The organism is Methylobacterium sp. C33D (assembly GCF_053345825.1).
In genome coordinates this window covers 1-25207 of record NZ_JBKFAV010000024.1, presented here as the reverse complement: position 1 = coordinate 25207, position 25207 = coordinate 1, and the positions used below count along the sequence as shown (strand labels likewise).

Sequence of the window (25207 nt, the reverse complement as noted above, 5' to 3'; positions counted from 1 at the left end):
CCGGCTCAGGCGGCGGCGCGCAGGTCCGCGAGCCCGCGCCGCTGGCGACCCGCCCCGTCGAAGTTCGACGGGTCGAGCCACGCCGCGAAGCCGGCGCGGACCTGCGGCCACTCGGACTCTGTGATCGAGAACCACGCCGTGTCCCGGGAGCGGCCCTTCACCACCACGGCGTTGCGGAAGATGCCCTCGAAGGTGAAGCCGAGCCGCAGCGCCGCTGCCCGGGACGGGGCGTTCAGGCTGTCGCACTTCCACTCGTAGCGCCGGTAGCCGAGTTCGTCGAAGGCCCGGGCCATCATCAGGGCCATGGCCTCGGTGGCGGCGGGCGCCCGCTGCAGCCGCGGGCCGAAGTGGAGGTGGCCGACCTCGATCACGCCGTTGCCGGGATCGATCCGAAGATACGAGGCGATCCCGAGGGCATCGCCGTTACCGGGATCCAGGATCGCGTGGAACAGCGGATCCTCGCTCGCCTGCTGCGTCGCCAGGCGCGCCCGGTAGGCCTCCGCGCTCTCCGGCATCTCGTCGCCGAGATAGGTCCAGCCGCGCGTGTCGGGGGCGGCCCTGTAGGTCGCGTAGAGCGCCTCGGCGTGCGCCGCGGCGTCGAGCGGCACCAGCCGGCAGAAGCGGCCCTCCAGAGGCGTGCGCGGCGGCCGCGGGCGCGGGCTCCAATGCGGCAGGGCCGGGCCGACGGGCTGGCCGAAGTCGTTGAGGCGCGCGCTCACAGTCCACTCCGCTCGGCGACCAGCCCGGCGAGACCCGCCTCGCCCTCGGCGCGCAGCCCCGCGATGACCCCGTGTCGGTCGGCCTCGGGCCTGTTCTGGCTCATCTTCCACTTCCCCTCGATCCGCGTGATCGGAATCTCGATGCCGACGATCCCCCGGACCTGCGCGGCCACGAACGGCGCCGGCGCGTCCGCGACCGCCCACGGCTCGGCCCGGGATGCCTCGCGCAGGGCGGTGAGGTCGGTGATCTGGCGCCCGAGCCAGTCCGCATCCTCGATCATCCTCGGCGGGCCCCAGGCGTGGACGGTGGCGTAGTTCCAGGTCGGGACCACCCGGCCATGCTCGCGCTTGCTCGCGTACCAGCTCGGCGTGACGTAGCCCTGCGGTCCCTGGAACACGATTAGGCACTCCTCCGCTGCGGCGAGATCCTCACCCTGCGGGTTGGCGCGGGCGAGGTGCGCCCGCAGCACCCCGTGGCGACCGTCGTCGTCCAGAAGGAACGGGATCGGGTTGGCCGTCAGCCCATCCGCCCCGACGGTCACCAGCAGACCGAGGGGGTTGGCGCGGATCAGCGCGTGCTGCGCGGCGCGCGAATCGTCCCGGAAGTGCGGCGGCTGGTACATCGGCCTGTCCTGCGGCGGTCTTGCGGTTCCGTGCTTGACCGTTCGGCGGTCCAGGAGAAAGGTCCAATTCGCGAAGTGCGACTGGACCAGTTGCCCCATGGCCCGGGCTCCCCTGCCCCTGACGCTGACTCTCGACGCCGCGGCCGCGGCGCCGCTGCACGCGCAGCTCCGGGAGGGCCTGCGCGCGGCGATCCTCGATCGCCGGCTGCCGCGCGGGGCCCGGCTCCCGGCCTCGCGGATTCTGGCCGCCGACCTCGGCTGCGCGCGCGGGACCGTCGTTCTGGCGCTGGAGCAGCTCACCGCCGAGGGCTACCTGACGGCCCGGCCGGGCTCCGCGACCCGCGTCGCCGCGACCCTGCCGGACGACGCGTTGCCGGCGCCCGGCCCGCTCGGCCGACCGGGCGTTGAGCCCGCCCCGAACCTGTCCCGGCGGGGCGCCCGCCTCGTGTCCGCGCCGTCGCGGCGATACATGGCGGGTCCGGGCGTGCCCGACGCCTTCGCCCTGGGCCGGCCGGCCCAGGACGCCTTCCCGTTCGAGGTCTGGGGCCGCCTGCTCCAGGCCGAGTGGCGCCACGGCCCGACCGAGCGGCCGGACCCGCGCGGCTCGCCGGCCCTGCGCGGCGCCATCGCCGCCTATCTGGGGCAGGCGCGCGGCGTCGCCTGCGAGGCCGACGACGTCATCGTCACCGCGGGTATCCGCCAGAGCCTGCGCCTGCTCGCCGAACTGCTCCTCGATCCCGGCGAGACCGCCCTGGTCGAGGAGCCCGGCTTCCCGGGCATCGCGCAGGCCCTCGCCGGCGCCGGCCTGAACCCAGTTCCCGTCCCGGTCGGTCCCGGCGGCCTGTCGGTGGCTCCGGCCGCCGCGGGGGCGTCCGGGGCGCGGCTGGCGGTGGTGACGCCGGCCCACCATTACCCCCTCGGGCACGCCATGAGCCTGGAGAACCGCCTCGACCTGCTGGCCTGGGCCGAGGCGGTCTCGGGCTGGATCGTGGAGGACGATTACGACGGGGCCTATCGCTATGCCGGGCGCCCGCTCGCGCCGCTGCGCGCCCTCGATCGCGGCGGCCGGGTGATCTATGTCGGCAGCTTCTCGAAGCTGCTGCTGCCCGCCCTCGGCCTGAGCTACCTCGTCCTGCCCCGCGGCCTCGTCGCGCCGGTCAATCAGGCGCTGGCCGAGACGGGCCCCGCCCCGCCCGGGATCGGACAGTGGGCGCTGGCGCGCTTCATCGAGGACGGCCACCTCGCCGGCCATCTGCGCCGGACCCGCCGCCTCTACGCCCTGCGTCAGGAGGCGCTGATCGAGGCCGCGCGCCGCCACGCCGGGGACGTCGCGGCGATCGCCGCCATGGAGGGCGGGATGCACGTTATCGCCCGCCCCGGGCCGGCCTGGGGGGCGGCCCTGAGCGACGTGGCGGCCGCGGCGGCGCTCGGCCACGCGGGGATCTCGGCAGTCGCGCTCTCGGCCTACCATGCCGGGCCGGCGGAACCGGGCCTGCTCCTCGGCTACGCCGCCGTGCCCGAGCGGGCGATCGAGCCGGCGGTGCGTCGCATGGCGGAGGTCCTGCGGGCCGCGGTCAGTGGAGGATCGCGCCCGTCTCCATGAACCGGTTCAGCCGCTCGATCAGCGGCGCGACCATCACCCGCTCGTACTGCGGCAGCAATCCGCGCCGCGCGTGGGCCACGTTGGCCTCGGCCTGCTCGCGCGCGAGGCGGTGCCAGCGCGCCCGGTCGTCCCGACACGCGGCCCAGGCCCGCTCGATCGACCGGAACACGAGCGGCAGCCGCTCGGCCGGGTCGGACACGAGGTCGTAATGGTGATCGATCAGGCCGCCGAAGGTCTCGAAGCCGAGCTCGGACAGCCGCGCGACGGCGCGCGGCGCGCCCACTGTCACGAAGGGCAGGCCCGTCGCCGCCGCCTTGATCGACTTCTCGGTGATCCGCTCGACGCCCGGCTCGAAGAAGTCGGTCTCCGAGATGACGGTCAGGTCGCACGCCGCGTAGGCCTGGGTGTCGAGGGTCATGACCATGTCGGTGCCCTGATCGGCATCGATCCGCCGCGCCCGGCGCGGGATCCAGCTGCCGACATCGGCGAGCAGCGGCCCGAAGGCCGCCGCGATCTCCGGCGGCGCGTGGAAGACGTCGATGCCGCCCGCCTTCGGGTTGTCCTCGCCGATGCCGTGGAAGGAGATCAGCCCGTCCCGGTCCAGCCCGCCGAGCTGGAACCAGCGGTAGAGCAGCACCCGGTGCCAGCGCAGGGCGGCGTTCTGGCAGAGGAACCGGGCCGGGCCCGCGGCGCGGGAAAAGGGCGCGTAGCCGGCGCGGTCGAGGGGGTGCTGGGGGAAGAGCCGCGGACCGACGGCGTCGTCCAGCCAGAGGGCGACCTGGAGCGGGAAGAACTCGAAGGTCCAGAACCGCAGGCCCTCGCCGTAGAGCCGCTCGTAGTCGAGCCGCAGCAGCCGGTTCTGCGTGACGAGGATCACCCGCTCGCGCGGGATCCCGCGGTCTTCGAGGTTCCGGTGCAGTTCCTCGAAGGTCGGCGCGTGCAGGCCCGGACCCTCGTTCGAGAGGTCGAGGAGCAGCGCGGCGCGCCCGGCGCGGAGGTTCTCGGCATCCCCCGGTTCGAGGAGGTCGAGGCGCCCGTTCGCCTCCGGGAAGCCGAGGCGCACGAAATCCAGGACCGGCAGGCACAGGACGTGGTTCGCCGGACCGGGTTGGGCGGTGACGGTGACCCGCTTGCCCAGCCAGCCGAGCGCCGCCGGCAGGAAGTGACCGGCCTCGCCTCGGGGGACGAGCAGGATCTCGGACGGGACTGGCCCGGATAGGACACGACTCATGGTGACGCCCGCGCGGCCGGTTCGGACGCGGTCCGCTGCCGCGGAACCGCGCCGAGCCGGATAAAGCCTCGGCGCGGGTGCGTCGAGGTCAGGCCGGGACCGGCTCGGCGGCGCGCACGGGTGTCGAGCCGGACCGGTAGGCCGCCGAGGCCTCCGCGGTCCGCCAGCAGGCGACGCGGTGGCCGGGGGCGATCTCGGCGACCGGCGGCATCTCCCGGCGGCAGCGCTCTTCGGCGAGGAAGCAGCGCGGCGCGAACGGGCAGCCCGGCGGGCGGTTGGCGAGGTCGGGCGGGCTGCCCGGGATGGTCTGGAGCCGGGAGCCCTTGGCGAGCGCCCCCTCGGCCCGGCTGCGCAGCAGGCCGATCGTGTAGGGATGGTGCGGGTTCAGCACCACCTGATGCGCCGTGCCGGTCTCGACGATCTTGCCCGCGTACATCACGGCGATCCGGTCCGCGACCTCGACCGCCGCGCCGAGATCGTGGGTGACGATCACGATCGACAGGCCGAGGTCGCGCTGCAGCTCGCGCAGGAGCAGCAGCACCTGGATCTGCACCGTGGCGTCGAGCGCCGTGGTCGGCTCGTCGGCGAGCAGGACCTGCGGCCGGCAGGCCAGCGCCAGCGCGATCATGGCCCGCTGGCGCATCCCGCCCGACATCTCGTGCGGGTAGTTGTCGAGCCGCCGCTCCGGGCTCGGGATCCGCACCCGCTCGAACAGGGCGAGCGCCCGCTTCCGGGCCTCGTCCTTGGAGATCGACTCGTGGCGCAGGATCGCCTCGGTGATCTGCCGGCCGACCGTGTAGACCGGGTCAAAGGCGAGCAGCGGCTCCTGGAAGATCATCGAGACGTCGCCGCCGCGGAAATCGGCGAGCTGGCGCCGGGTCAGCGCCTGCACGTCCTTGCCGGCGGCCCGGATGCCGCCCTCGATCCGGCTGCGCCCCTCCGGGAACAGCCGCAGGATCGCCCGCAGCGTCACGCTCTTGCCGGAGCCCGATTCGCCGATGAGCGCCAGCGCCTGACCGCGCTCCAGGCTCAGGTCGACGCCGTCGACGACCTGAACCTTGCCGAAGGCGACGCGCAGGTCCTTCAGGGCGACCGCGGGTTCTGAGGCGGACATCGGGGTGCTCATGCTGCCAGCGCGCCCGCGGGCGCCGCGGAATGGCCGGAGCCCGGCTGGCGGGCAAGGCACGCGACGCGGTGCAGCGGCCGGATCGTGTCGAGGGGCGGCTCCGTCCGGCCGCAGACATCCTCCGCCAGGGCGCAGCGCGGGTGGAAGTGGCAGCCCGAGGGCGGGTCGATCGGGTTCGGCGGGTCGCCCGCGAGCAGCGCCGCCTGGGTGCGGTTGTCGGGATCGAGCGACGGCATCGAGGCGAGCAGCGCCTCGGTGTAGGGGTGGGCCGGCGCGTCGAGCACCGTGTCGGACGGGCCGATCTCGGAGACCCGGCCGAGATACATCACCATCACCCGGTCGGAGATGAAGCGCACGACGTTCAGGTCGTGGCTGATGAAGATGTAGGTCAGGCCGAACTCGGCCTTGAGGTCGAGGAGCAGGTTCAGGACCTGCGCCTCCACCGACTTGTCGAGGGCCGAGACCGCCTCGTCGAGGAGCACCAACCGCGGCTCCAGGGCGAGCGAGCGGGCGATGTTGACGCGCTGGCGCTGGCCGCCGGAGATCTCGTGCGGGTAGCGGCCGGCGAAGCGCTTCGGCTCCAGCCCGACCCGGGCGAGCAGCCCGCGGGCGCGCTCCACCGCCTCCCGGGCGGGCACGCCGTTGACCTTCGGGCCGAAGGCGATCGACTGCTCGACGGTCATCCGCGGGTTGAGCGACGCGTAGCTGTCCTGGAAGACCATCTGCGCCTGGCGGCGGTAGGAGCGCCAGGGCATCGCGCGCTCGCCGACCGGCTGGCCGTCGTACAGCATCGTGCCGGAATCGCGCTCGATCAGGCCCATGAGCAGCTTGGCGGTGGTCGACTTCCCGCAGCCGGACTCGCCGACGATGCCGAGCGTCTCGCCCTTGAGGACGTCGAAGTCGACGCCGTCCACCGCGCGGACCACCTGCTTCTTGCCCCCGGCCTTGCGGACGGGGAAGTGCTTGACGAGGCCCGAGACCGACAGGAGCGGCTGGGCCGGTCCGCCGCGGTCGCGGGCGAACGGGTCGGGGGCGTCCGGGATGACGCTCACTGGCGAATCTCCATGGCGGACCGGAGCCCGTCCGAGAACAGGTTGAAGGCGATCGAGACGATGAAGATGCAGACGCCCGGGAGGGCGGCCACGACCGGATTGACGTAGATCGCGGTGCGCAGGGTGTTGAGCATCAGGCCCCATTCGGGCTCGGGCGGGCGCACGCCGAGGCCGAGGAACGAGAGGCCGGAGGCCAGGATCATCGAGACCGAGATCAGGCTGGTCGCGTAGACGAAGATCGGCCCGACGACGTTGCCCAGCACCTGCACGCGCATGATCGTCAGGGGCGAAGCGCCCGACAGCTTGGCGGCGTCGATGTAGTCGCGCTTGCGGATGCCCGTGGTGACGCTCTCGGCGACGCGGGCGATCTGGGGCACGAACACGCAGGTCAGCGACACGATCGAGTTGAAGATGCCGGCGCCGAGCGCCCCGGACAGCGCGATCGCCAGCAGCACAGACGGGAAGGCGAAGAACACGTCGATCGTGCGCATCAGGATCGTGTTGGTCCAGCCGCCGACGTAGCCGGCCAGGATCCCGATCCCGGAGCCGATCACGAAGGCGATCAGCACCGGCGTGACGCCGATGAACAGCGACAGCCGCGAGCCCAGCATGAGCCGGCTGATCATGTCGCGGCCGAGCTCGTCCGAGCCGAGCCAGTAGGTGGCGTCGCCGACGTGCTTGAGCCGGCGCAGCATGGAGCCCTTGTAGGGGTCCATCGGGGTGATCCACGGCGCGAGGATCGCGATCAGCACGACGATCAGGATCACGGCGCCCGCGCCCATGGCGACGGGGTCGCGCACGAGCCGGTGGCCGACATGGCCCCAGAAGCCGCGGGATGGGACGAAGGCGGCCTCGGGCCCGTGGGCGACGTCCTCGGCGGCGAGCACGCCGCCGTCGAGGGCCACCGAGGCCGCGGTGACGGGAACGGTCATCGTCGGGCTCCGGCTCAGGCGCGCTCGATGCGCGGGTCGAGGGCGGTCTGCATCACGTCCACCAGCAGGTTGAGGACCACGAAGAACATCGCCAGCACGAGGATCGAGCCCTGCAGCAGGGGCAGGTCGCGCTGGAAGATCGCAGCGTTGAGGAGGAAGCCGGTGCCCGGCCACGCGAACACGGTCTCGACCAGGATCGAGCCGCCGAGCAGGTAGCCGAGCTGCAGGCCCATGATGGCGAGCGCCGTCGGGGCGGCGTTGCGCACGACGTGGCGGAACACGCCGCGCTCGTCCATGCCCTTGGCGCGCAGGGCCTCGACGAAGTCCTGGGACAGGATGTCGGCCACCAGCGCCCGGACCGTGCGGGCGATGATGCCCATCGGGATGACCGACATCGTGATCGCCGGCAGGATCAGGTACCGCAGGTGCTCGAAATCGGGCCGCCAGTTGCTGGACCCGTCGGGCCCGGCCCCGGTCGGCGGCAGCCAGCCGAGATTGGCCGAGAACACGATCACCAGCACCATGCCGAGCCAGTAGTGCGGCACGCTCACGCCGAAGACCGACACGGCCGAGGCGGCCCGGTCGGCCAGCGAGTTGCGGTGATAGCCCGCCACGAAGCCGAACAGGGTGCCGAAGGTGAAGCCGATCACGGTCGCCACCGAGGCGAGGATCAGCGAGTTCACCACGGCGCGGCTGACCTCACTGAGCACCGGGCGGCCGGTGGCGATGGAGGTGCCGAGATCGCCGTGCAGCACGTGCCAGAGCCAGATCAGGTACTGGACCGGCAGGGGCTTATCGAAGCCGTAGGCGGACCGCATCTCGTCGATGGTGGCCTGGGTGGCGTCGGCGGGCAGGACCGCGCTCAGGGGATCGCCCGGCGCGAGGTGGACGAGGAGGAAGCAGACGACGCTGACCCCGAACGCCACGGGCGTCACGTAGACCAGCCGTTTGAGGATGTAGAGCAGCATTCAAGGGCCTGTTGTCTACTCAGCCGAGAATAGTCCCCTCCCCCTTGTGGGGAGGGGTCAGGGGTGGGGGTGGTTCAGGAGGCACCGCAACGCCCTATCCTGCACCACCCCCACCTCCGGCTCCTCCCCACAAGGGGAAGGAGAGAGGCGCCCCGTTACGCTACCGCCCTGCCGTCGCCATCGTAATCTTCGAGAAGTCCTGGAACCAGTTCTGCGCCTGGACGAAGCCCTTCACCTTGGGGCTCATCGCGCGCGGATTGACGTCGTGCGTGATCATGATGAACAGCGCGTCGTCGACGTACTTCTCGTGGACCTTCTCCAGGACCTTCGTCTGCTCGGCCTTGTCGAAGGTGTTGCGGACCTGATCGAACAGCTTGTCCATCGCCGGGTCACAGTAATACCCCCAGTTCGTGCCGTTCGGCGGGGCGAAGTTGCACTGCAGGTGGCGGATGAAGCCGGTGAACGGGTCCTGGATGAAGTACGAGTAGTTGATCGCCGAGACGCCGCGGGAGATGTCGGCCTTGGCCCCGGCCCGCCAGATGTTGATCAGCGTGTTCCACTCCACGACCTCGTAATCGACCTGGATGCCCACGTCGGCGAGGTTCTGCTGGACGAACTCGTTCATCGGCAGCGGCTGCATCTGGCCCGAGCCGGAGGCCGAGATCGCGACCTTGAGCTTCAGGGGCTTGGCCGGGCTGTAGCCCGCCTCGGCCAGCAGCTTCTTGGCGGCGTCGGGGTCGTACTTGATGTCGAAGGTCGGGTGGCCGAACCACTGGTGACCGGGCGGCATGAAGCCCTTGGCGGGGATCGCGAGGCCGCCGAGCAGCTCCTTCAGGCCCTCGCGGTCGATGGCGAGGTTCGCGGCCTTGCGGACGCGGATGTCGTTCCAGGGCGAGCCCTCGACGCGCGACAGGTGCCACGTCCAGTTATGCGGGTAGGCGTTGGTGACGATGGTGAAGCCGGCGCTCTTGAGCGAGGCGACGGCATCCGGTGCCGGCGCCTCGATCCAGTCCACTTGGCCGGAGCGCAGGGCCGCGGTCCGGGCATTGGCCTCCGGCAGCGGGATCAGGACGAGCTTGTCGAGCTTCGGCACGCGGTCCTTGTCCCAGTACTCCTTGAACGGGACCATCTCGGCGCGCTCGCGCGGGGCGAACAGGGTCAGCTTCCACGGGCCGGTGCCCGAGGGCTGCTTGGCGAAGGCGTCCCAGGACTTGCCGAGCTTCTCCCACTGGGCCGGCGACGACATCATGATCCAGGCGATCTGGTAGGGCAGCGTCGCGTCGGGGGCCTTGGTGGTGATCTCGACGGTCAGCGGATCGACCACCCGGTAGCTCGCGACCGCCGGGATGCGGGTCTTGCCCTGCGCGGACTGCCGCGGGTCGTACTGCGGCGCGTCGGGCTTCAGGAGCTTGTCGAGGTTCCAGACCACCGCGTCGGCGGTGAAGTCCGAGCCGTCGTGGAATTTCACGCCCGGACGGAGCTTGAAGGTCCACTTGGTCTTGTCGGTGGCGTCGACGCTCCAGCTGGTGGCGAGCCCCGGCACGAGGTCGGAGGCGAGTTCGGCGCTCGACAGGTCCCAGTTGATGAGGCCGTCATAGACCGTGTAGCCCATGAACCGCATGCCCTCGCCGCCGTTGTCGGTCTGGCCGGTGGTCAGCGGGATGTCGGAGGCGGTCATGCCGATCCGCAGCGTCCCCTGCGCGAGGGCAGCGGTGCTCGCGGAGAGCGCCAGGGCGCCGGCCAGCGCCGCACGGGCGCCGATTTTTCTCAGACGGGACAGCATCTTGGGTCGGGTACTCGCGTTGGTCCGCGCCAGACGGCGCGGAATACGCTCGACCTTATGCAAGCCCGCGGCCACACGCCCCGCCGCCGGGGCGCCGGCCGGTTGCGCCTATCCGGCGTCGATCAGGCTCACGTGGGCGGCCACCACCCGCCAGCCCTCCGGGAGGCGCGCCCAAGTCTGGCTCTGGCGGCCGATCCTGCCCGGCGCGCTGGCGCGGGTGAACAGCGTCATCGCGGTGGCGAAGTCGCGCCCGTAGGTGGTGATCTGCGTCCGCGCCAGGGTCCGCTCCAGGCCCACCGGGGAGCGGGCCCGGCGGAAGGCGCGGATCGCGTCCATGCCGTAGAGGTTCTCGCCGATCCCGTAGCGGATGGTCAGCGGGTCGTCCCGGAACAGCGCCTCCAGGGTCGGGACGTCGTTGGTGGTGAGCGCCGTCTCGTAGGCCCGGAAGGCGGCCTCGACCTCGGCCTTCACGGCGGGATCGTCGATGATCATCGGGCAAGCTCCGCGATGGGCGCCGTGCTGACGCCGGTCCGTTCGAGATGGCGCGCCGCGCGCAGGACGAGATCCTCGCGCCAGGGCGCGGCGATGATCTGGACCCCCAGCGGCAGACCGGCATCGAGGCGGATCGGCGCCGCGACGACCGGGAGGCCGATGAAGGAGACCGGCTGCGTGAACACGCCGATATTGGCGCGCACCGGCAGCGTCACGCCGTCGAGGACGAAGTGGGTCTGGCCGCCCCTCGGCGCGCGGCAGGGCGTGGCCGGGGCCAGGATCACGTCGACGGTCTCGAACAGCTCCAGCACCCGTGCCCGGTACCAGCGGCGGAAGCGCTGCGCCCGCTCCACGTGGGGCGCCGGGATCATCGCCCCGGCGATCAGCCGGTCGCGGACCGCCGGGTCGAAATCCCCCGGCCGGGTGCGGAGACGGTCGAGGTGGAGCGTCGCGCCCTCCGCGGCGGTGATCAGGTAGGCGGCCGCGCGGGCGCGGTGCGCCTCCGGCAGCTCGACGGTCCGCCGCGCGCCCAGCGCCTCGGCGGCGCGCGCCACCGCCGCGAAGGCCTCCGGATCGCCGTTGCGGGCGAAATGGCCGCCGGCCACCGCGACGCGCAGGCCTTCGATCCCCGCGTCGAGCCGGTTCAGGACCGGTTCGGCGGGGCGGCGCGCGGCGACCGGGTCGTCCGGATCGGGGCCCTGCATGGCGTCGTAGGCGAGCGCGAGGTCGGTCACGCTCCGGGCCATCGGCCCGAGATGGTCCAGGCTGCCCACGAACGGGAAGCTCCCCGCGCGCGACAGTCGGCCGTAGGTCGGCTTGAGGCCGAAGCAGCCGCAGAACGCGGCCGGGACGCGGATCGAGCCGTTCGTGTCGGAGCCCAGGGTCAGCGGCACCATCCCGGCGGCGATGGCCGCGCCCGAGCCGCCCGACGAGCCGCCGGTCATGTGATCCAGGGCGTGGGGGTTGTGGGCGTCGCCGTCGTGGATGTTCTCGCCGGTGAAGTCGTAAGCGTACTCGCCCATGTTGAGGGCGCCGACGAGGATCGCTCCGGCCGCCTCCAGGCGCCGAACGAGGGCACCGTCCCGCTCGGCCGGCGGCCGCTCCCGGTTGATCTTCGATCCGGCGCGGGTCGGCAGGCCGTCCACGTCGATCAGGTTCTTCACCGCGAACGGCACGCCGGCCAGCGGGCCCGGCGACGCCCCGTCGCGGCGCGCGGCGTCCTGCGCGTCGGCCCGGGCCAGGGCGCGGGCGGACAGCACGTCGGTGAAGGCGCCGACCCGGCCGTCGAGGCGCCCGATCCGGTCGAGCGCGGCCGTCACCACCTCCCGCGCGGTGGTCCGGCCGGCCGCGATCGCTGCGGCGATCGCGGCTGCCGTCGAGGGATCGCTCGCGCTCACGCTTCGAACCTCGGGGCCGCGTCGATCTCGTCGGCGAGCGGGAAGCTCTCCACCAGCTCGGCCGCCGCCGCCAGGACGCGCAGATTGGCGGTCACCGGCGCGATCCACGCGGGATCGAGGCTAAGGCCGAGAAGGGCCGCCGCGGCCGCGGCGTAGCTCTCGGGATCGAACGGGGGACGGGTGTCGGGCATGGCGTTCCTCAAGCCGGTCGCGCGGGGCGCGGTGGGGGTCGGCTAGCAGGCCCCGTGCCGTCGACGGTCGCGCCGCCGCGCCGGCCACCCCGCCGGCCTGCCTAGATCATAGGCATCTGCGGGTGCGTCGGCGACAGATTCGCGGCGCGCGCCGGTGCGTGCACAAGAATTGGGCGATCGCGGATGGTCACATCCTGGGCATTCCCGCGCGCCGCCGGCCGGAGCGTAGCCGTCGCCGACGCGCGAAGTCTCCACGACGGATCTGCTGCCGATTTTGCAGGTCTGCTTTGTGATACAAGAATAGGTCGATGCGCGGAGCGACGGCGGTTGAGCATGCGGCCGGCCCGCGCGAGGTCGGGTGCCGCCCGCCAATCTTGTCCGCGGCGGGTCCACGACCTATCTCAAGAGCGCGGCGCCGACGTCGCCCGCGTGCAGTCGGTCAAGGCGAGCGCCGGCCGTCTGAGGTTTTCCCGCATCGCCGGTGGAAACTCTTACAGAGAGGCCCGGAATTGTCGCTGTGCCGCGTGCCGGCGCAGGTCTCGCCGATTGCATCTCGCGTGAAGCTCTGATTAAGGGCTTTGCGATCTTCGAACAATGGTCCGACCCGAGCGTTCAGACGCAGGCCGAGCGCTCGGGTCGGACCATCGGCACAGCCGATGGATCGGTGCGGTTCCGGGGCGCGGGGATGGCGTCGGGACCGGCAGACTCAGTACGTGCCCGGCCCCGCCGGATGTCCCCGCGACACGCGAGACGTACCCAACTGAGAAAGGTCAGATGAGCGCATTCGACTACAGGAATTTCGACGACCGTCGCCAGAACTCGCAGAACGCCAAGGCCGCCCTGCTGGCCAAGTTCAAGGCACGCCCCGCGGTCGATGACCCCGAGGTGATCGCCAAGGCCAAGGCCCGCGCCGAAGTCGCCAAGGCCCGCGAGGAGCGCGCCCGCGAGCGCGAGGCCGCCCGGATCGCCGCCGAGCGGAAGGCCGCCGAGGAGAAGCGTCAGCGGGAGGAGGCGGAACTCGCCGCCCAGCTCGCCCGCGAGGCCGCCGAGCTGGCCGCCGCGCAGGAGCGCAAGTCGGCCGACCTGGCCGCCAAGAAGGCCCAGCGCGACGCGCGCTACGCGGCCCGCAAGGCGAAGGTCAAGACCAAGCGCTGAGCGCGGACCGTCGGCTCATCCGAGCCCGGACGTCCGCGACGCCCGCCCGAAAGGCGGGCGTCGTCGCGTCGGCGGTACCGTTCCCCGGCATCGGCAACCAAGGCGCGCGGCGGTGCGTTGAGGGCGACCGAACCGCGACGCGCCCGTGCGGCGCGCAGCCGAGGCCGCGATGCGATCCCGAATCCGACCCGCGCACGTCGCGGCGCTCATCCTCGCCGCCCTCCCGCTGGCCGTCGCGCCCCGGGACGCCCGCGCGCAGGGGGCCGATACGGTGATCGCCTGCGAGACCCTGATCGCCGCCCGCCGGATCGATACGGCCTCGGGCGGCGGTGCGCCCGCACCCTCGGAGGACGGCTGCCGTCGGATGCCGCGCAGCGCGGTGGGCACCGTGGAGCAGCGGGCCCTGATCGGGGGCGCGCCCTACGAATGCCTGACCATCGCCGGCGGCGGTCGGTGCCTCTGGATCGTGCCCTGAGGCGAGGGCCGACGCTTTTCGCCGGAGCCAGCACTCTGACCAAGCTTCACGGGTGATCGAGACGCTCTATCTCGGTTCCGAGCGAGTGAGGTCCGAACGTCGGTATGTCGAGTACCCTGGCGAGCACGCGAATATCGATCATCGCAGCGACCTGGATCGCCTCGGCCCTGGCCTGCGGGACCGCCCGCGCCGAGCCGCCGATCCGGAGCCCGGAGGATGCCGCGTGCCGCAACGAGGCCCGCGCGAAGGTCTTCTCTGCGCCCAACCCGCAGGGTCTGGAACTCGAGGAGATCGGGCGCCGCATCTACTTCGCCTGCATGGACCGCGTCGCGAAGGCGGCCGCCCCAACGGCGAAGCGCGGTGGCCGGCGCCATCGGCACCGGCGGAATTGATTCGCGACGCCGCGGTCAGGCGTCGAGCGGCGCACCGATCCGGGCACGGAGCCGCGTCCGCAGGGCCTCGTGGCCGCCTTCGGCGTCGAGGGCGGCCATCAGGCGCAGCAAGTGGCTGAGCGGTGTCGACCGGCTCTCCACGGCATCGGCGATCTGCTCCGGCAGCGTCTTGGCGGCCGGTACGTAGCGCGGTGCCGAGCCGGCCTGATGGGTCTGGGGCATGCGAGGCGCTCGTCCTTCGAAGGAATCCAGATTGGCGGGCGGCTCGCTACGCCTTTCGATCGACGGACACCAGTCCCTTTCGCGCGAATACGTAGCCGGCATCACTCCGCGTCACCGCGCGGCCACAGCGTGGCGGGTAAAGTGTGGACGGCATCGGGCCGGTCGCGGAATCCGCTTGCCGGTCGGCCGCTCAACGGTCCGCCAGCGGCGACTGCGCGAATCGGTCGAGCAGGTCCTGCGGGTCCCGGAAGATCGCCACGCAGCCGGCGGCCCTCAGATCCGCCTCCGGGAAGCCGCCGCACAGGAGGCCGACGGTGCGCAGGCCCGCCTTGGCGGCGGCCTCGGCGTCGTAAGGGGTGTCGCCGACGACGATGATCGCGTCGGGCGGTACGCCGTCGAGCTTCTGCAGGGCGGCCTCGAAGATGTCGGGATGCGGCTTGGACCGGTCCGCGTCGTCCGAGCTGGTGGCGACGTCGACGAGGTCGCCGATCCCGAGGATCTCGGTGTAGTGCTCGACCTCGGACCGCTTTCCGGATGAGGCGAGCGCGATCTTCAGGCCGGCGGAGCGGATGTGCTCGAACAGCGGCCGGACACCGGAGAATGGCCGGACGTCCGGGAGGTAGCGCCGCTTGAACAGGTCCGAGCGGTAGGCCTCGATCGTCTCGCCCTCCCGCGCGACCCGCTCCTCCGACAGGAAGACCGGCATCAGCTCGTCGCCGCCCTTGCCGATCTGCCGGCGGACCTCGGCGAAGTCGGTCCGCACGCCGAACTGCGCGAAGGCCTCCACCCAGGCACGGGCATGCAGGTCGACGCTGTCGAGCAGAGTCCCGTCGATGTCGAAGATCACCGCGCGCATCGCAGCCCCGTCGCGGAGCCAGGCGCCCGCATCAGGCCGGACAACCTGCCGGCGCCCGGCCTGTTCCGCTCCGGTCCCTTGAACGACGGAAGCCCGCCCCTGCGCGAGGGGCGGGCTTCGGGAAAGTCAGCGGCGGCGCCGGGGCGCCGGCCGTCAGTGCATGGAGGCCGGGGTCCGGGCCGGCTTCGCCTTGGCGGCGAGGCCGGCGGTCACCGCCGCCTTGGAGGCGCGGGCCGGCTTCGGGGCCGCCGGCTTCGCGGCGGCCTTCACGGTGGCGGCCTTCACGGTGGCGGGCTTGTCGGCCGCAGTCTTGTCGGCCGCCGGCTTGGCGGCGACAGGCTTGGCGGCGACAGGCTTGGCGGCGGCGGCCTTCGGCGCGGCGGGCTTGGCAGCCGCCTTGGCGGTGGGCTTGGCAGCCGCCTTGGTCGCCGTCTTGGCAGCAATCTCGGCCGGCGCGGCTTTCGCGGCGGACTCGACCGTCTCGGACGCTGCGGCAGCGAGCAGCGCGTTGGCGTGCAGCTCGGCCTCGGCACGGAGCCAGTGGGCGGCAGCGTGCCCGTGGATCCGGCCCTCGCTCTCCCAGATGTAGTAGGCGCACTCGCGCACGTGGTGCTCGCTGATCAGCATGCGGTCGATCTCCTGTCCGTCCCGGGACGACGATGGGAGAGCCGGGTTAAGCGTCGGTTAACCCTGCCGCCGGCGACCGGTGGCGAGCGCGCGCGTCCGGGCGGCCTACTCGGCGATCCCCAGAACCCGCCGCGCCTCGGTCAGGAGCACCGCGTGGCGGGCCGCGCCCGGCCCCTGATCCGGCGCCTCGCGGCCGGCCCGGGCGATCATCTCCTGGAACCGGCGCCGGTCGAGGGCCCGGTGCCCGATACTGGCGAGAACCGCGCCGAGGACGGCCCGGACCGCCTCCGTGCGCTCGTCGGCCATCGCCACGGCCTCGGCCGCGGCCGCGCTCACCCGGGTATCCGCCTCGGCGACGGCCTGCGCCTCCGCGAGCGCCGCGGCGAGGCGCTGACCCTCCTGCCAGGCCTGGTCGTGCTGGTGCGTGCGCAGCGCGAGCAGGACCTTGAGGGAGGCCGCCTCCGCCCGCGCCGCGTCCAGCTTGGCTTGGGCCTCGCGAAGATCCTTAAGCAACTCCTGCGCGAGGGTCTGGTCCGCGGTCACGTCCACTGCCGGCTCCTCTGGCGTTTGATGGCGCCCGTCCTGTCGCGCCGCCGCCCGAATGTCCACTCTCGCGGGCCGGCGACACCGGGCGACAGGTTGAGAAAATCCGCTTGCCGGTCCACATGGAAGGCGGCGCCCCGGGCGCCTGTCCCGGCCGGCCTTGAACCGGCGCAGCGGAGTATCGCCACCATGTTCATCCAGACCGAAGCCACGCCGAACCCGGCTACCCTGAAGTTCCTGCCCGGCCGCGTCGTGCTGGCGGAATCGAGCTTCGAGGCGCGGGACGCCGAGGCGGCCGCCCGGTCGCCCCTGGCCGCGGCTCTGTTCACCGTCCCGGGCGTGGCGGGCGTCTATTTCGGCCACGACTTCATCTCGGTGACCAAGGCCGAGGACGGCTCGGACTGGGCGCAGGTCAAGCCGGCGGTGCTCGGCGCGATCATGGAGCACTTCCAGTCCGGCGCGCCCGTGATGGCCGAGGGCGGCCAGGGCGAGATCGAGCCGGGCGACGAGTTCTACGACGAGGCGGACCACGACACCGTCGTCACCATCAAGGACCTGCTCGAGACCCGGGTTCGCCCGGCGGTGGCGGGCGACGGCGGCGACATCACCTTCCGGGGGTATAAGGAAGGGGTGGTCTACCTGGAGATGAAGGGAGCCTGCTCCGGCTGCCCGTCCTCCACGGCGACCCTCCGGCACGGCGTGCAGAACCTGTTCCGGCACTTCCTGCCGGAGATCCGCGAGGTTCAGGCGATCTGAGGGACCGGATCCGCGCGGCGGCGTGAGGGGCCATGCCGCGCGGTATGGCCCCGCCAAATCGCCGCGCGCCCCGCGGGGGCAAGGTCCCGCCGAGGCGCTCGTGGCCGGTGCGGTGGCCCGGCGATCGGGGACGGTCGCGCACCGGCGCAGGCCGGCAACACTCCACCGGTGATCCGCTCGGTGACGGTGCCCCGCCGCTGACGAGGCGCCGGTTTTGCTCTAACGCTGGAGACTCTTCGCGCCCTTCGCGGCGCAGGGGGGCAACGGCCGGTTCGGACCGGCTTGTGGGAGTGAGCGTGCGTATCCTGGCCATCGACACAGCGCTGGACACCTGCGCCGCCTGCGTCATGGCGGAGGAATCCGAGGCGCCCCTCGCCGCCGAGGCGCTGCCCATGGCGCGCGGCCACGCGGAATCCCTGCTGCCGCTGATCGAGCGGGTGATCGCCCGGGTCGAGGGCGGATTTGAGGCGATCGACCGGGTCGCCGTGACGGTCGGGCCGGGCAGCTATACCGGGTTGCGGGTCGGCCTGTCGGCGGCCCGCGCCATCGGCCTGTCGACCGGCAAGCCGGTCGTCGGCGTCGGCACCCTCTCGGCCCTCCTCGCGCCGCTCCTGGCCGAGACCGTCGAGGGCACGATCGCCGCGGTGATCGACGCCCGCCACGGTGCCGTCTACGTGCAGGCTCTGGGACCGGGTGACGGCCTCGCCCCCGCGCATCTCGCCGTCGAGGCGGCGGCCGAGCAGCTGGGCGCCGGCCCGGTGGTGCTGACCGGCTCCGGGGCGCCGATGCTGGCCGCCGCGCTCGCGGCGCGCGGCGTCGCGGCGCGCGTCGCCCATGTCGGCGGTCCCGATATCGCGGCCGTGGCCTCCCTCGGTCTCGTCGCCGACCCGGCGCAGGCGCTGGCCCGGCCCCTCTACCTGCGCGGGCCGGATGCCCGGCCGCAGGACCACGCGCGGATCGCACGGCGATGACGCGGCCGCTGCCCTTCTGGCCCTTCGACTGGTGGTTCGCGTGGTGGGACGCGCTCACCCCCGAGCCCTACGTCGCCCCGCTCCGCGACGCCGCGCAGGCCCCGGCCCTCGCCCGTCTCCACGCCACCGCCTTCGCGCGGCCCTGGGACGCGCACGAGTTCGAGCGCATGCTCTGCGAGCGCTCGACCCACGCGCACGCCCTCTGGCGCGCGGGCGTACTCCAGGGTTTCGTGCTCTCGCGCCGGGCCGCCGACGAGGCCGAGATCCTGACGGTCGTGCTGTCCCCGGCGCTGCGCGGCGGCGGCCACAGCCGCAAGCTGCTCCGCGAGCACCTCGCGAGCCTCGCCCTCGACGGCGTCGCCCGGGTGCATCTGGAGGTCGACGAGGGCAACGCCCCCGCCCTGCGGCTCTACGCCCGCCACGGCTTCCGGCAGGTGGGGTCGCGCACCGGCTACTATCTCAAGGCCGACGGCAGCCGGGCGACCGCGCTGACGATGAGCGCCGACCTGTGACGCCGTGAGCCGCCTCGGCATCGCCTGGCGGGTCGCGGCCCTCGCCCTCGCCTTCGCGGTGCTGGGACCGCCTCACTGGATCGCCCTGCGGCTCCTGGGCCGCCGCGCCACCCTGGCGCCGATCCTGTTCCACCGCGTCTTCCTGCGCCTGTTCGGGGTGCGGGTCACGCAGAGCGGGACGCCCCCGGCCTCCGGCGAGGCCGCGCTGGTGCTCGCCAACCACGTCTCGTGGCTCGACATCATCGCGGTGGGTTCGCTGCGGCCGCTCTCCTTCGTGGCGAAGTCCGAGATCGCCGGGTGGCCGCTGATCGGCACCCTCGCCGGGCTGCAGCGGACGATCTACATCGACCGGCAGCGGCGCGGCGCGACCGCCACCGTCAGCACCGCCATGGGCCACCGCCTCGCCGAGGGGGAGCTGGTCGTCCTGTTCGCCGAGGGGACCACCGGCGACGGCACACGGCTCCTGCCGTTCCGCTCGTCCCTCGTGGGCGCGGCCCGCGCGGCGCTGCAGGCCGAGGCCGGCCGCGGCCGGGTGCGCCTCCAGCCGCTCGCCATCGCCTATCCGAGGCGCAACGGCCTGCCGGTGACGCGGGCCGAGCGCACCGAGATCGCGTGGTACGGCGACATGGAGCTGGTGCCGCACCTCGCGGCCTTCGTGCAGGGCGGCCCCATCGACGTGCACGTCACCTGGGGGGCGCCGATCCCCTTCGAGGCGACCACCGACCGGAAAGCCGCCACGGCGGCCGCCGAGGCCGAGGTGCGAGCCGCCCTGCGGGGTGCCGGCACCGGCGCCGGGACCGTGCCGGCACCGGACGCGCGGCCGGCGGCCCCGGGGATCGGTCTTCAGGGACCCGAGATCGCCCCGGTCTGAACGGCCGGGGCGGCGGCGGCCGCGCTCCGCGCCCGTCGCGAGGACTGAGATCCTGGCCCGGCGCGGAGACCGGTCTCGGGCCATGAATGTATGCCTGCGCCGGACGGGTCAGATCCGCACACCGCCGGGAGAACGCTGTCGCACCGGGTCGATCCGGCGATCCGCGCAAGAGTAATGTGTAGAACTCACCGCCAGAATACATGATGCAACGCATTGAGCGGTCGGAACGCCTCTGCTAGCTAGGCCGCAACCCGGAACAGACGGGACTTGTGGAGGACGCCGCGTGCAAACCTGGAACCAGGTTTACGATCCGTTCGGGAGCCCGTGGCTCTCGACGCTCGCCGCTTCAGTGCCGGTCATCGCACTGCTCGCCATGATCGCCAGCGGGCGCGTGAAGGCCCATATCGCGGCCGTCATCGCCCTCGGCCTCGCCATGCTGGTGGCCATCGTCGGCTTCGGCATGCCGACCGACCTCGCCACCCGCGCCGCCATCCTCGGGATGGTCACGGGCTTCTTCCCGATCGGCTGGATCATCCTCAACGTCATCTTCCTCTACCGGCTCACCGTGGAGAAGGGCTGGTTCGCGATCCTGCAGCAATCGGTGGCCGGCATCACCGCGGATCGCCGACTCCAGCTGCTCCTGGTGGCCTTCGCGTTCGGCGCCTTCTTCGAGGGCGCGGGCGGGTTCGGCACCCCGGTCGCCGTCACGGGCGCGATCCTGATCGGCCTGGGCTTCTCGCCGCTCGCCGCCTCGGGCCTGTCGCTCATCGCCAACACCGCCCCGGTGGCCTTCGGGGCGCTCGGCGCGCCGATCCAGGGGCTGGCGTCGGTGACCGGCTACCCGCCCGAGATCCTCGGCGCGATGATCGGCCGGCAGCTGCCCCTGTTCTCGCTGATCGTGCCGTTCTGGCTGATCTGGGTGTTCGCCGGCTTCCGCGGCATGATCCGGGTGTGGCCGCCGATCCTGGTCTGCGGCGCCTCCTTCGCGGTCGCGCAGTTCCTGATCTCGAACTACGTGAATCCGTGGATCGTCGATATCGGCGCCTCGCTCGTCTCGATGCTGGCCCTCGTGCTGTTCCTCAAGGTCTGGCAGCCCCGGGAGATCTGGTCCTCGCCGGCCCTGCGCGGCCACGATCCGTCGCTCGCCGTCGCCGGTCCGCGGCCCGTGGCGCTCGGTGCCGGCGTGCCCGGCACGCCCCCTGTCCATGTCGGCGCCCGCACCGCCTCGCAGGGCGAGATCCTGATGGCCTGGGTCCCGTGGATCGTCCTCTCGGTGATCGTGGCGATCTGGGGAACCGGCTGGTTCAAGGGCATCGTCAACCCGCTCTTCACGTGGAAGTACGAGGTGCCGGGCCTGCACAACGTGATCATGAAGGTGCCGCCGGTCGTGGCCAAGCCCAGCCCCGAGGGCGCGGTCTTCCTGTTCACCTACATGTCCTACACGGGCACCGGCGTGCTGATCGCCGCGATCATCTCCGGCCTGATCATGCGGTTCTCGCCGCTGCGCCTCGTGACGGCCTACTTCGAGACCATCTGGGCCCTGCGCTACTCGCTGATCACCATCTCGGCGATGCTCGCGCTCGGCGTCCTCACCCGCTACGCGGGCGTCGACGCCACCCTCGGCCTCGCCTTCGCCGGCACCGGCATCCTCTACCCGTTCTTCGGGACGCTGCTCGGCTGGCTGGGCGTCGCGCTCACGGGCTCGGACACGGCCTCGAACGTGCTGTTCGGGGGCCTGCAGCGGATCACCTCCGAGCAGCTCGGCCTCTCGGGCGTGCTGATGGCGGCGGCGAACTCGTCGGGCGGCGTGATGGGCAAGATGATCGACGCCCAGTCGATCGTCGTCGCCTCGACGGCCACCGGCTATTTCGGCCAGGAAGGCAAGATCCTGCGGTTCGTGTTCTGGCACTCGATCGCGCTGGCCTGCCTCGTCGGCCTGTTCGTCATGCTGCAGGCCTACGTGCCGTTCTTCCAGCACATGGTGATCGACCTGCCCGCCGCGGCCCCCGCGGCCCACTGAGACGGCCCGGGGAGTCTCCCCCCGGGAGCCATGCGCCGGCCGCCCACGGGCGGCCGGTCGCGTCTCGGCGGAGCCGCGACGGCCCGCGCGAAGCGTGCTACAGGCCACCGGCCGGCCCCGTCCCCGCGGGCCCGGCGCGGAGTTGGGCGGATCGGTTCGGGACGGCGCGCGTTGAAGAAGGCCTACGTCAAATCCTACGGTTGCCAGATGAACGCCTACGACGCGGCCCGCATGGCCGACGTTCTCGGCGCTGAGGGCTACACGGCGACCGACACGGTCGAGGACGCGGACGTCGTCGTCCTCAACACCTGCCACATCCGCGAGAAGGCCGCCGAGAAGGTCTATTCCGAGCTCGGCCGCCTGCGCGTGCTCAAGGGCGAGCGGAAAGCGCGGGGCCTCGACACGCGCATCGTGGTGGCCGGCTGCGTCGCCCAGGCCGAGGGCGCCGAGATCCAGGCGCGCCAGCCCGCCGTCGACGTGGTGGTCGGCCCCCAGAGCTACCACCGCCTGCCGGACCTGCTGGCCCGCTCCCGCGAGCGCCGCGTCGTCGACACCGAGTTCCCGGTCGAGGACAAGTTCGACCACCTGCCCCGCCGGCGGACCCTCGGGGCGTCGGCCTTCCTGACCGTGCAGGAGGGCTGCGACAAGTTCTGCGCCTTCTGCGTGGTCCCCTACACGCGGGGCGCGGAGGTCTCGCGCTCCGTGGCGGCGGTGCTCGCCGAGGCCGAGAAGCTCGCCGACGGGGGCGTCCGCGAGGTGACGCTCATCGGCCAGAACGTCAACGCCTACCACGGCGACGGCCCCGACGGCGCGCCCGCGGGCCTCGCGGAGCTGGTGCGCGCGGTGGCGAAGATCCCCGGCATCGCGCGGATCCGCTACACGACGAGCCACCCGAACGATTTCGACGACGCCCTGATCCGGGCCCACGCCGAGGTGCCGGCGCTGATGCCCTACCTGCACCTGCCGGTGCAGTCGGGCTCCGACCGCATCCTCGCCGCGATGAACCGCAGGCACACCGGCGACCAGTACCGCCGGCTGATCGACCGGATCCGGGCCGCCCGGCCCGACATCGCCCTCTCGTCCGACTTCATCGTCGGCTTCCCCGGCGAGACCGACGCGGACTTCGCCGAGACCCTGCGGCTCGTGCGCGGCGTCGGGTTCGAGAGCGCGTTCTCGTTCAAGTACAGCACGCGCCCCGGCACGCCGGCCGCCGACCGCACCGATCAGGTGCCGGAGGCCGTGATGGCGGCCCGGCTCGCCGAACTGCAGGCGCTCCTCGACAGCCAGCGCCACGCCTACCAGCGGGCGGCCGCGGGACGGGTCTTCGACGTGCTGGTGGAGAAGCCCGGGCGGCATCCCGGCCAGGTCGCGGGCAAGACGCCGCACCTGCTGGCCGTCCAGTTCGACGCCGCGCCACACCATATCGGGCAGGTCGTGCCGGTGCGGATCACCGAGGCGGGGTCCAACAGCCTGTTCGGGGAACTGGTGTCCGAGGCTGCGGCGGCGTGAGGAGCGGAGCGGTCGGGATGATGGCGAGGATGGCGGCTTGAGCGCGTCGGACGGTGCGGGCGCGCGCGGCGCGCTCCGGGGGCGCGGCCCGGCGGCGCGGCCGACCGGGTCGGACGAGGCGGTCGAGGTGCCGCTGACCTTCGACGACAACCGCCTCGCGAGCCTCGTCTTCGGGCAGTACGACCAGAACGTCGCCCATATCGAGCGCCGGCTCGAGATCACCGCCACCGCGCTCGGGAACCACCTCGTCATCAAGGGGCCGGCCGACGCCGCCGAGACGGCGCGGCGGGTCTTCCAGAAGCTCTACGCCCGGGTCCGGACCGGCGGCAGCACCCTGACCCTCGGCGACGTGGACGGCGCCATCCGCGAGGCCACCGCGCAGGCGACCCTGTTCCCGGCCGAGGTCATCGCGGCCGAGGCCGACAAGCCGCATTTCGAGCAGATCGCCACCCGCAAGCGCGGGGCCGTGCGGGCGCGCAACCCCGCGCAGGACGCCTACATCAAGCTCCTGCGCACCAACGAGCTGGTCTTCGCCGAGGGCCCGGCCGGGACCGGCAAGACCTGGCTCGCGGTCGGCCACGCCGTGTCGCTCCTGGAGCAGGGCCATGCCGAGCGCCTGATCCTGTCGCGGCCCGCGGTCGAGGCCGGCGAGCGCCTGGGCTTCCTGCCGGGCGACATGCGCGAGAAGGTCGACCCGTACCTGCGGCCGATCTACGACGCCCTCTACGACTTCATGGAGGCCCGCCACGTCGACCGCGGCCTCCAGACCGGCCAGATCGAGATCGCGCCGCTCGCCTTCATGCGCGGCCGGACCCTCACCAACGCGGTGGTGCTGCTCGACGAGGCGCAGAACACCACCTCCATGCAGATGAAGATGTTCCTCACCCGCCTGGGCGAGGGCTCGCGCATGATCGTCACCGGCGATCCGAGCCAGATCGATCTGCCGCCGGGCCAGAAGTCCGGGCTCGTGGAAGCGGTCAGCGTGCTGGAGGGCGTCGAGGGGATCGGGCACGTGCGGTTCAAGGACGTCGACGTGGTCCGCCACGACCTCGTCCGCCGGATCGTGACCGCCTACGAGAGCGCCGCCCACGGCAGCGCGGAGGGCGACCGCAACCCGAATCCCCGCCGCCGGCCGCTGGCGTGACCGTGCCCCACGAGATCGACCTCGCCGTCGAGGACGCGCGCTGGGAGGCGGCGGTTCCGGACCTCGAAGCCCTCGTCACCCGCGCCGTCGAGGCCGGGCTCGCCGTCGCCCCCGAGAGTCCGGACGGCCCCGTCGAGGTCAGCGTCCTTTTGACGGACGATGCCGCCGTCCAGGAGCTCAACCGGACCTGGCGCGGCAAGGACAAGCCGACCAACGTCCTGTCCTTCCCGGCGGCCCCGCAGCCGCGGCATGCCGGGACCGCCGCCCCCCTCGGCGACGTGGTCCTTGCGTACGAGACCCTGGTGCGCGAGAGTGCGGAGCAGTCGAAGCCGCTCCAGAATCACCTCGCCCACCTCCTCGTCCATGGCACCCTGCATTGTCTCGGTCAGGACCACGAGATCGGCGAGGCCGAGGCCGATGCCATGGAAGCCCTCGAGGTCGCGGCGCTCGCGACCCTCGGCATCCCGGATCCCTATGCCTGAGCGCGCGACGTCCGAGCGACCCCAGACCCGAGAGACATGAGCAACGATCGAAGTCGCGGCGCGGCCCTGGCCGCGCCCAGTTCCACCGAGGGCGACTCCCAGCACCGGGAGCCCTGGTACGACCGCCTGCTCCAGGCGCTCCATCTCAAGCCGCGCGATTCCCTGCGCGAGGGTCTTGAGGAGGCGCTGGCGGAGCCGGATGCCGGCGAGAGCGGCCTCACCCCGCTCGAGCGCGTCATGCTCAAGAACGTCCTCGGCCTGCACAAGGTGCGCGTCGACGACGTGATGGTCCCCCGGGCCGACATCGTCGCCGTCTCGAACGACACCAGCCTCGGCGAGTTGCTCAAGCTGTTCCGCACGGCCGGCCATTCCCGGCTGCCGGTCTACGGCGAGACCCTCGACGATCCCCGCGGCATGGTCCACATCCGCGATCTCGTCGACCACATCGCCGCCAAGGCCGAGCCGGCCCGGCGCAGCGCGCCCGCCGTCGCGAAGCCGGTCGAGGTCGCGGTCGACGGCGCGGCGGACGCGCCGGCCGCGCCGCGCCCGCGCCGG

At 72.6% G+C, this 25207-nt stretch carries 28 protein-coding genes; 13 read left to right on the top strand and 15 right to left on the bottom strand.

The genetic code is table 11. The features are described 5' to 3' along the window. Positions 1-5: 5 nt before the first annotated feature. Together ACLBXO_RS19415 and ACLBXO_RS19410 are read right to left on the bottom strand one after the other, a co-directional pair. Positions 6-719: a GNAT family N-acetyltransferase gene (locus ACLBXO_RS19415; protein ID WP_447686374.1), complete on the bottom strand. Its 714-nt coding sequence runs from the start codon at positions 717-719 to the stop codon at positions 6-8. Next, on the bottom strand, positions 716-1342 hold the full coding sequence (locus ACLBXO_RS19410) for an FMN-binding negative transcriptional regulator (protein WP_447686373.1): 627 nt from the start codon (positions 1340-1342) through the stop codon (positions 716-718). Before ACLBXO_RS19410 ends, ACLBXO_RS19415 begins: the two co-directional genes overlap by 4 nt. 97 nt (positions 1343-1439) lie before the next feature. Here ACLBXO_RS19410 and pdxR point away from each other — a divergent pair, with 97 nt between their 5' ends. Then, positions 1440-2945 (top strand): MocR-like pyridoxine biosynthesis transcription factor PdxR, encoded by a 1506-nt coding sequence (gene pdxR, locus ACLBXO_RS19405; RefSeq protein ID WP_447686372.1) that lies wholly within the window; start codon positions 1440-1442, stop codon positions 2943-2945. Here pdxR and ACLBXO_RS19400 read toward each other — a convergent pair. The 9 genes from ACLBXO_RS19400 to ACLBXO_RS19360 all read right to left on the bottom strand — a co-directional run bounded on the left by ACLBXO_RS19400 (position 2917) and on the right by ACLBXO_RS19360 (position 12117). Next, positions 2917-4176 (bottom strand): hypothetical protein, encoded by a 1260-nt coding sequence (locus ACLBXO_RS19400; RefSeq protein ID WP_447686371.1) that lies wholly within the window; start codon positions 4174-4176, stop codon positions 2917-2919. The genes pdxR and ACLBXO_RS19400 overlap by 29 nt on opposite strands. 88 nt (positions 4177-4264) lie before the next feature. Then, a complete protein-coding gene (locus ACLBXO_RS19395) occupies positions 4265-5290 on the bottom strand; it encodes an ABC transporter ATP-binding protein (RefSeq protein WP_447686370.1) in 1026 nt (341 codons plus the stop codon). Between the two features lie 8 nt (positions 5291-5298). Continuing rightward, on the bottom strand, positions 5299-6354 hold the full coding sequence (locus ACLBXO_RS19390) for an ABC transporter ATP-binding protein (protein ID WP_447686369.1): 1056 nt from the start codon (positions 6352-6354) through the stop codon (positions 5299-5301). Beyond that, positions 6351-7286, bottom strand: a complete 936-nt coding sequence (locus ACLBXO_RS19385; RefSeq protein ID WP_331315126.1) for an ABC transporter permease — start codon at positions 7284-7286, stop codon at positions 6351-6353. Before ACLBXO_RS19385 ends, ACLBXO_RS19390 begins: the two co-directional genes overlap by 4 nt. A 14-nt stretch (positions 7287-7300) precedes the next feature. Beyond that, on the bottom strand, positions 7301-8254 hold the full coding sequence (locus ACLBXO_RS19380; protein ID WP_331315128.1) for an ABC transporter permease: 954 nt from the start codon (positions 8252-8254) through the stop codon (positions 7301-7303). A 160-nt stretch (positions 8255-8414) separates the two neighbouring features. After that, positions 8415-10037 carry an ABC transporter substrate-binding protein gene (locus tag ACLBXO_RS19375; RefSeq protein WP_331315130.1) on the bottom strand — a complete coding sequence of 541 codons (1623 nt, stop codon included), beginning with the start codon at positions 10035-10037 and terminating at the stop codon, positions 8415-8417. Positions 10038-10145: 108 nt separating this feature from the next. After that, positions 10146-10529, bottom strand: a complete 384-nt coding sequence (gene hpxZ, locus ACLBXO_RS19370; RefSeq protein WP_447686368.1) for an oxalurate catabolism protein HpxZ — start codon at positions 10527-10529, stop codon at positions 10146-10148. Then, positions 10526-11926: an AtzE family amidohydrolase gene (locus ACLBXO_RS19365; protein WP_447686367.1), complete on the bottom strand. Its 1401-nt coding sequence runs from the start codon at positions 11924-11926 to the stop codon at positions 10526-10528. Before ACLBXO_RS19365 ends, hpxZ begins: the two co-directional genes overlap by 4 nt. Next, entirely contained in the window at positions 11923-12117 is a 195-nt protein-coding gene (locus ACLBXO_RS19360; protein WP_331315132.1) for a DUF4089 domain-containing protein, read from the bottom strand. The genes ACLBXO_RS19365 and ACLBXO_RS19360 overlap by 4 nt, the downstream gene beginning before the upstream one ends. A gap of 774 nt (positions 12118-12891) precedes the next feature. On the opposite strand from ACLBXO_RS19360, the gene ACLBXO_RS19355 reads away from it, so the two are divergent. From ACLBXO_RS19355 to ACLBXO_RS19345, 3 genes are all read left to right on the top strand, one after another. After that, on the top strand, positions 12892-13272 hold the full coding sequence (locus ACLBXO_RS19355; protein ID WP_331315134.1) for a DUF6481 family protein: 381 nt from the start codon (positions 12892-12894) through the stop codon (positions 13270-13272). Between the two features lie 169 nt (positions 13273-13441). Beyond that, positions 13442-13747, top strand: coding sequence for a hypothetical protein (locus ACLBXO_RS19350; RefSeq protein ID WP_447686366.1), 306 nt, complete (start codon positions 13442-13444; stop codon positions 13745-13747). A gap of 104 nt (positions 13748-13851) precedes the next feature. After that, positions 13852-14139 carry a hypothetical protein gene (locus ACLBXO_RS19345; RefSeq protein WP_447686365.1) on the top strand — a complete coding sequence of 96 codons (288 nt, stop codon included), beginning with the start codon at positions 13852-13854 and terminating at the stop codon, positions 14137-14139. Positions 14140-14154: 15 nt separating this feature from the next. Here ACLBXO_RS19345 and ACLBXO_RS19340 read toward each other — a convergent pair whose 3' ends face one another. The 4 genes from ACLBXO_RS19340 to ACLBXO_RS19325 all read right to left on the bottom strand — a co-directional run bounded on the left by ACLBXO_RS19340 (position 14155) and on the right by ACLBXO_RS19325 (position 16393). Next, the gene (locus ACLBXO_RS19340; protein ID WP_331315139.1) at positions 14155-14361 is read right to left on the bottom strand and encodes a hypothetical protein; all 207 of its coding nucleotides are present in this window, start codon (positions 14359-14361) and stop codon (positions 14155-14157) included. Between the two features lie 190 nt (positions 14362-14551). Further along, the gene (locus tag ACLBXO_RS19335; protein ID WP_447686364.1) at positions 14552-15217 is read right to left on the bottom strand and encodes an HAD family hydrolase; all 666 of its coding nucleotides are present in this window, start codon (positions 15215-15217) and stop codon (positions 14552-14554) included. Between the two features lie 153 nt (positions 15218-15370). Beyond that, positions 15371-15844, bottom strand: a complete 474-nt coding sequence (locus ACLBXO_RS19330) for a DUF2934 domain-containing protein (protein ID WP_447686363.1) — start codon at positions 15842-15844, stop codon at positions 15371-15373. A gap of 105 nt (positions 15845-15949) precedes the next feature. After that, entirely contained in the window at positions 15950-16393 is a 444-nt protein-coding gene (locus tag ACLBXO_RS19325) for an atp-dependent helicase (protein WP_331315143.1), read from the bottom strand. A 183-nt stretch (positions 16394-16576) separates the two neighbouring features. On the opposite strand from ACLBXO_RS19325, the gene ACLBXO_RS19320 reads away from it, so the two are divergent. The 9 genes from ACLBXO_RS19320 to ACLBXO_RS19280 all read left to right on the top strand — a co-directional run. Next, positions 16577-17143, top strand: a complete 567-nt coding sequence (locus tag ACLBXO_RS19320; protein ID WP_447686362.1) for a NifU family protein — start codon at positions 16577-16579, stop codon at positions 17141-17143. 296 nt (positions 17144-17439) lie between these two features. Beyond that, positions 17440-18114, top strand: coding sequence for a tRNA (adenosine(37)-N6)-threonylcarbamoyltransferase complex dimerization subunit type 1 TsaB (gene tsaB / locus ACLBXO_RS19315; RefSeq protein WP_447686411.1), 675 nt, complete (start codon positions 17440-17442; stop codon positions 18112-18114). Beyond that, entirely contained in the window at positions 18111-18626 is a 516-nt protein-coding gene (locus ACLBXO_RS19310; RefSeq protein WP_012317649.1) for a GNAT family N-acetyltransferase, read from the top strand. Before tsaB ends, ACLBXO_RS19310 begins: the two co-directional genes overlap by 4 nt. 4 nt (positions 18627-18630) lie before the next feature. Then, positions 18631-19497 (top strand): lysophospholipid acyltransferase family protein, encoded by an 867-nt coding sequence (locus ACLBXO_RS19305; RefSeq protein WP_447686361.1) that lies wholly within the window; start codon positions 18631-18633, stop codon positions 19495-19497. Between the two features lie 283 nt (positions 19498-19780). Continuing rightward, positions 19781-21517, top strand: coding sequence for an L-lactate permease (locus ACLBXO_RS19300; RefSeq protein WP_331315149.1), 1737 nt, complete (start codon positions 19781-19783; stop codon positions 21515-21517). A 171-nt stretch (positions 21518-21688) separates the two neighbouring features. After that, positions 21689-23026, top strand: a complete 1338-nt coding sequence (gene miaB / locus ACLBXO_RS19295) for a tRNA (N6-isopentenyl adenosine(37)-C2)-methylthiotransferase MiaB (protein ID WP_447686360.1) — start codon at positions 21689-21691, stop codon at positions 23024-23026. A 37-nt stretch (positions 23027-23063) separates the two neighbouring features. Beyond that, complete coding sequence (locus ACLBXO_RS19290; protein WP_447686359.1) at positions 23064-24170, top strand: PhoH family protein; 1107 nt, start codon at positions 23064-23066, stop codon at positions 24168-24170. 2 nt (positions 24171-24172) lie between these two features. Continuing rightward, entirely contained in the window at positions 24173-24652 is a 480-nt protein-coding gene (ybeY, locus tag ACLBXO_RS19285; RefSeq protein WP_447686410.1) for an rRNA maturation RNase YbeY, read from the top strand. A gap of 36 nt (positions 24653-24688) precedes the next feature. Then, on the top strand, positions 24689-25207 hold a 519-nt coding region (locus tag ACLBXO_RS19280; protein ID WP_447686358.1), incomplete at its 3' end, for a CBS domain-containing protein.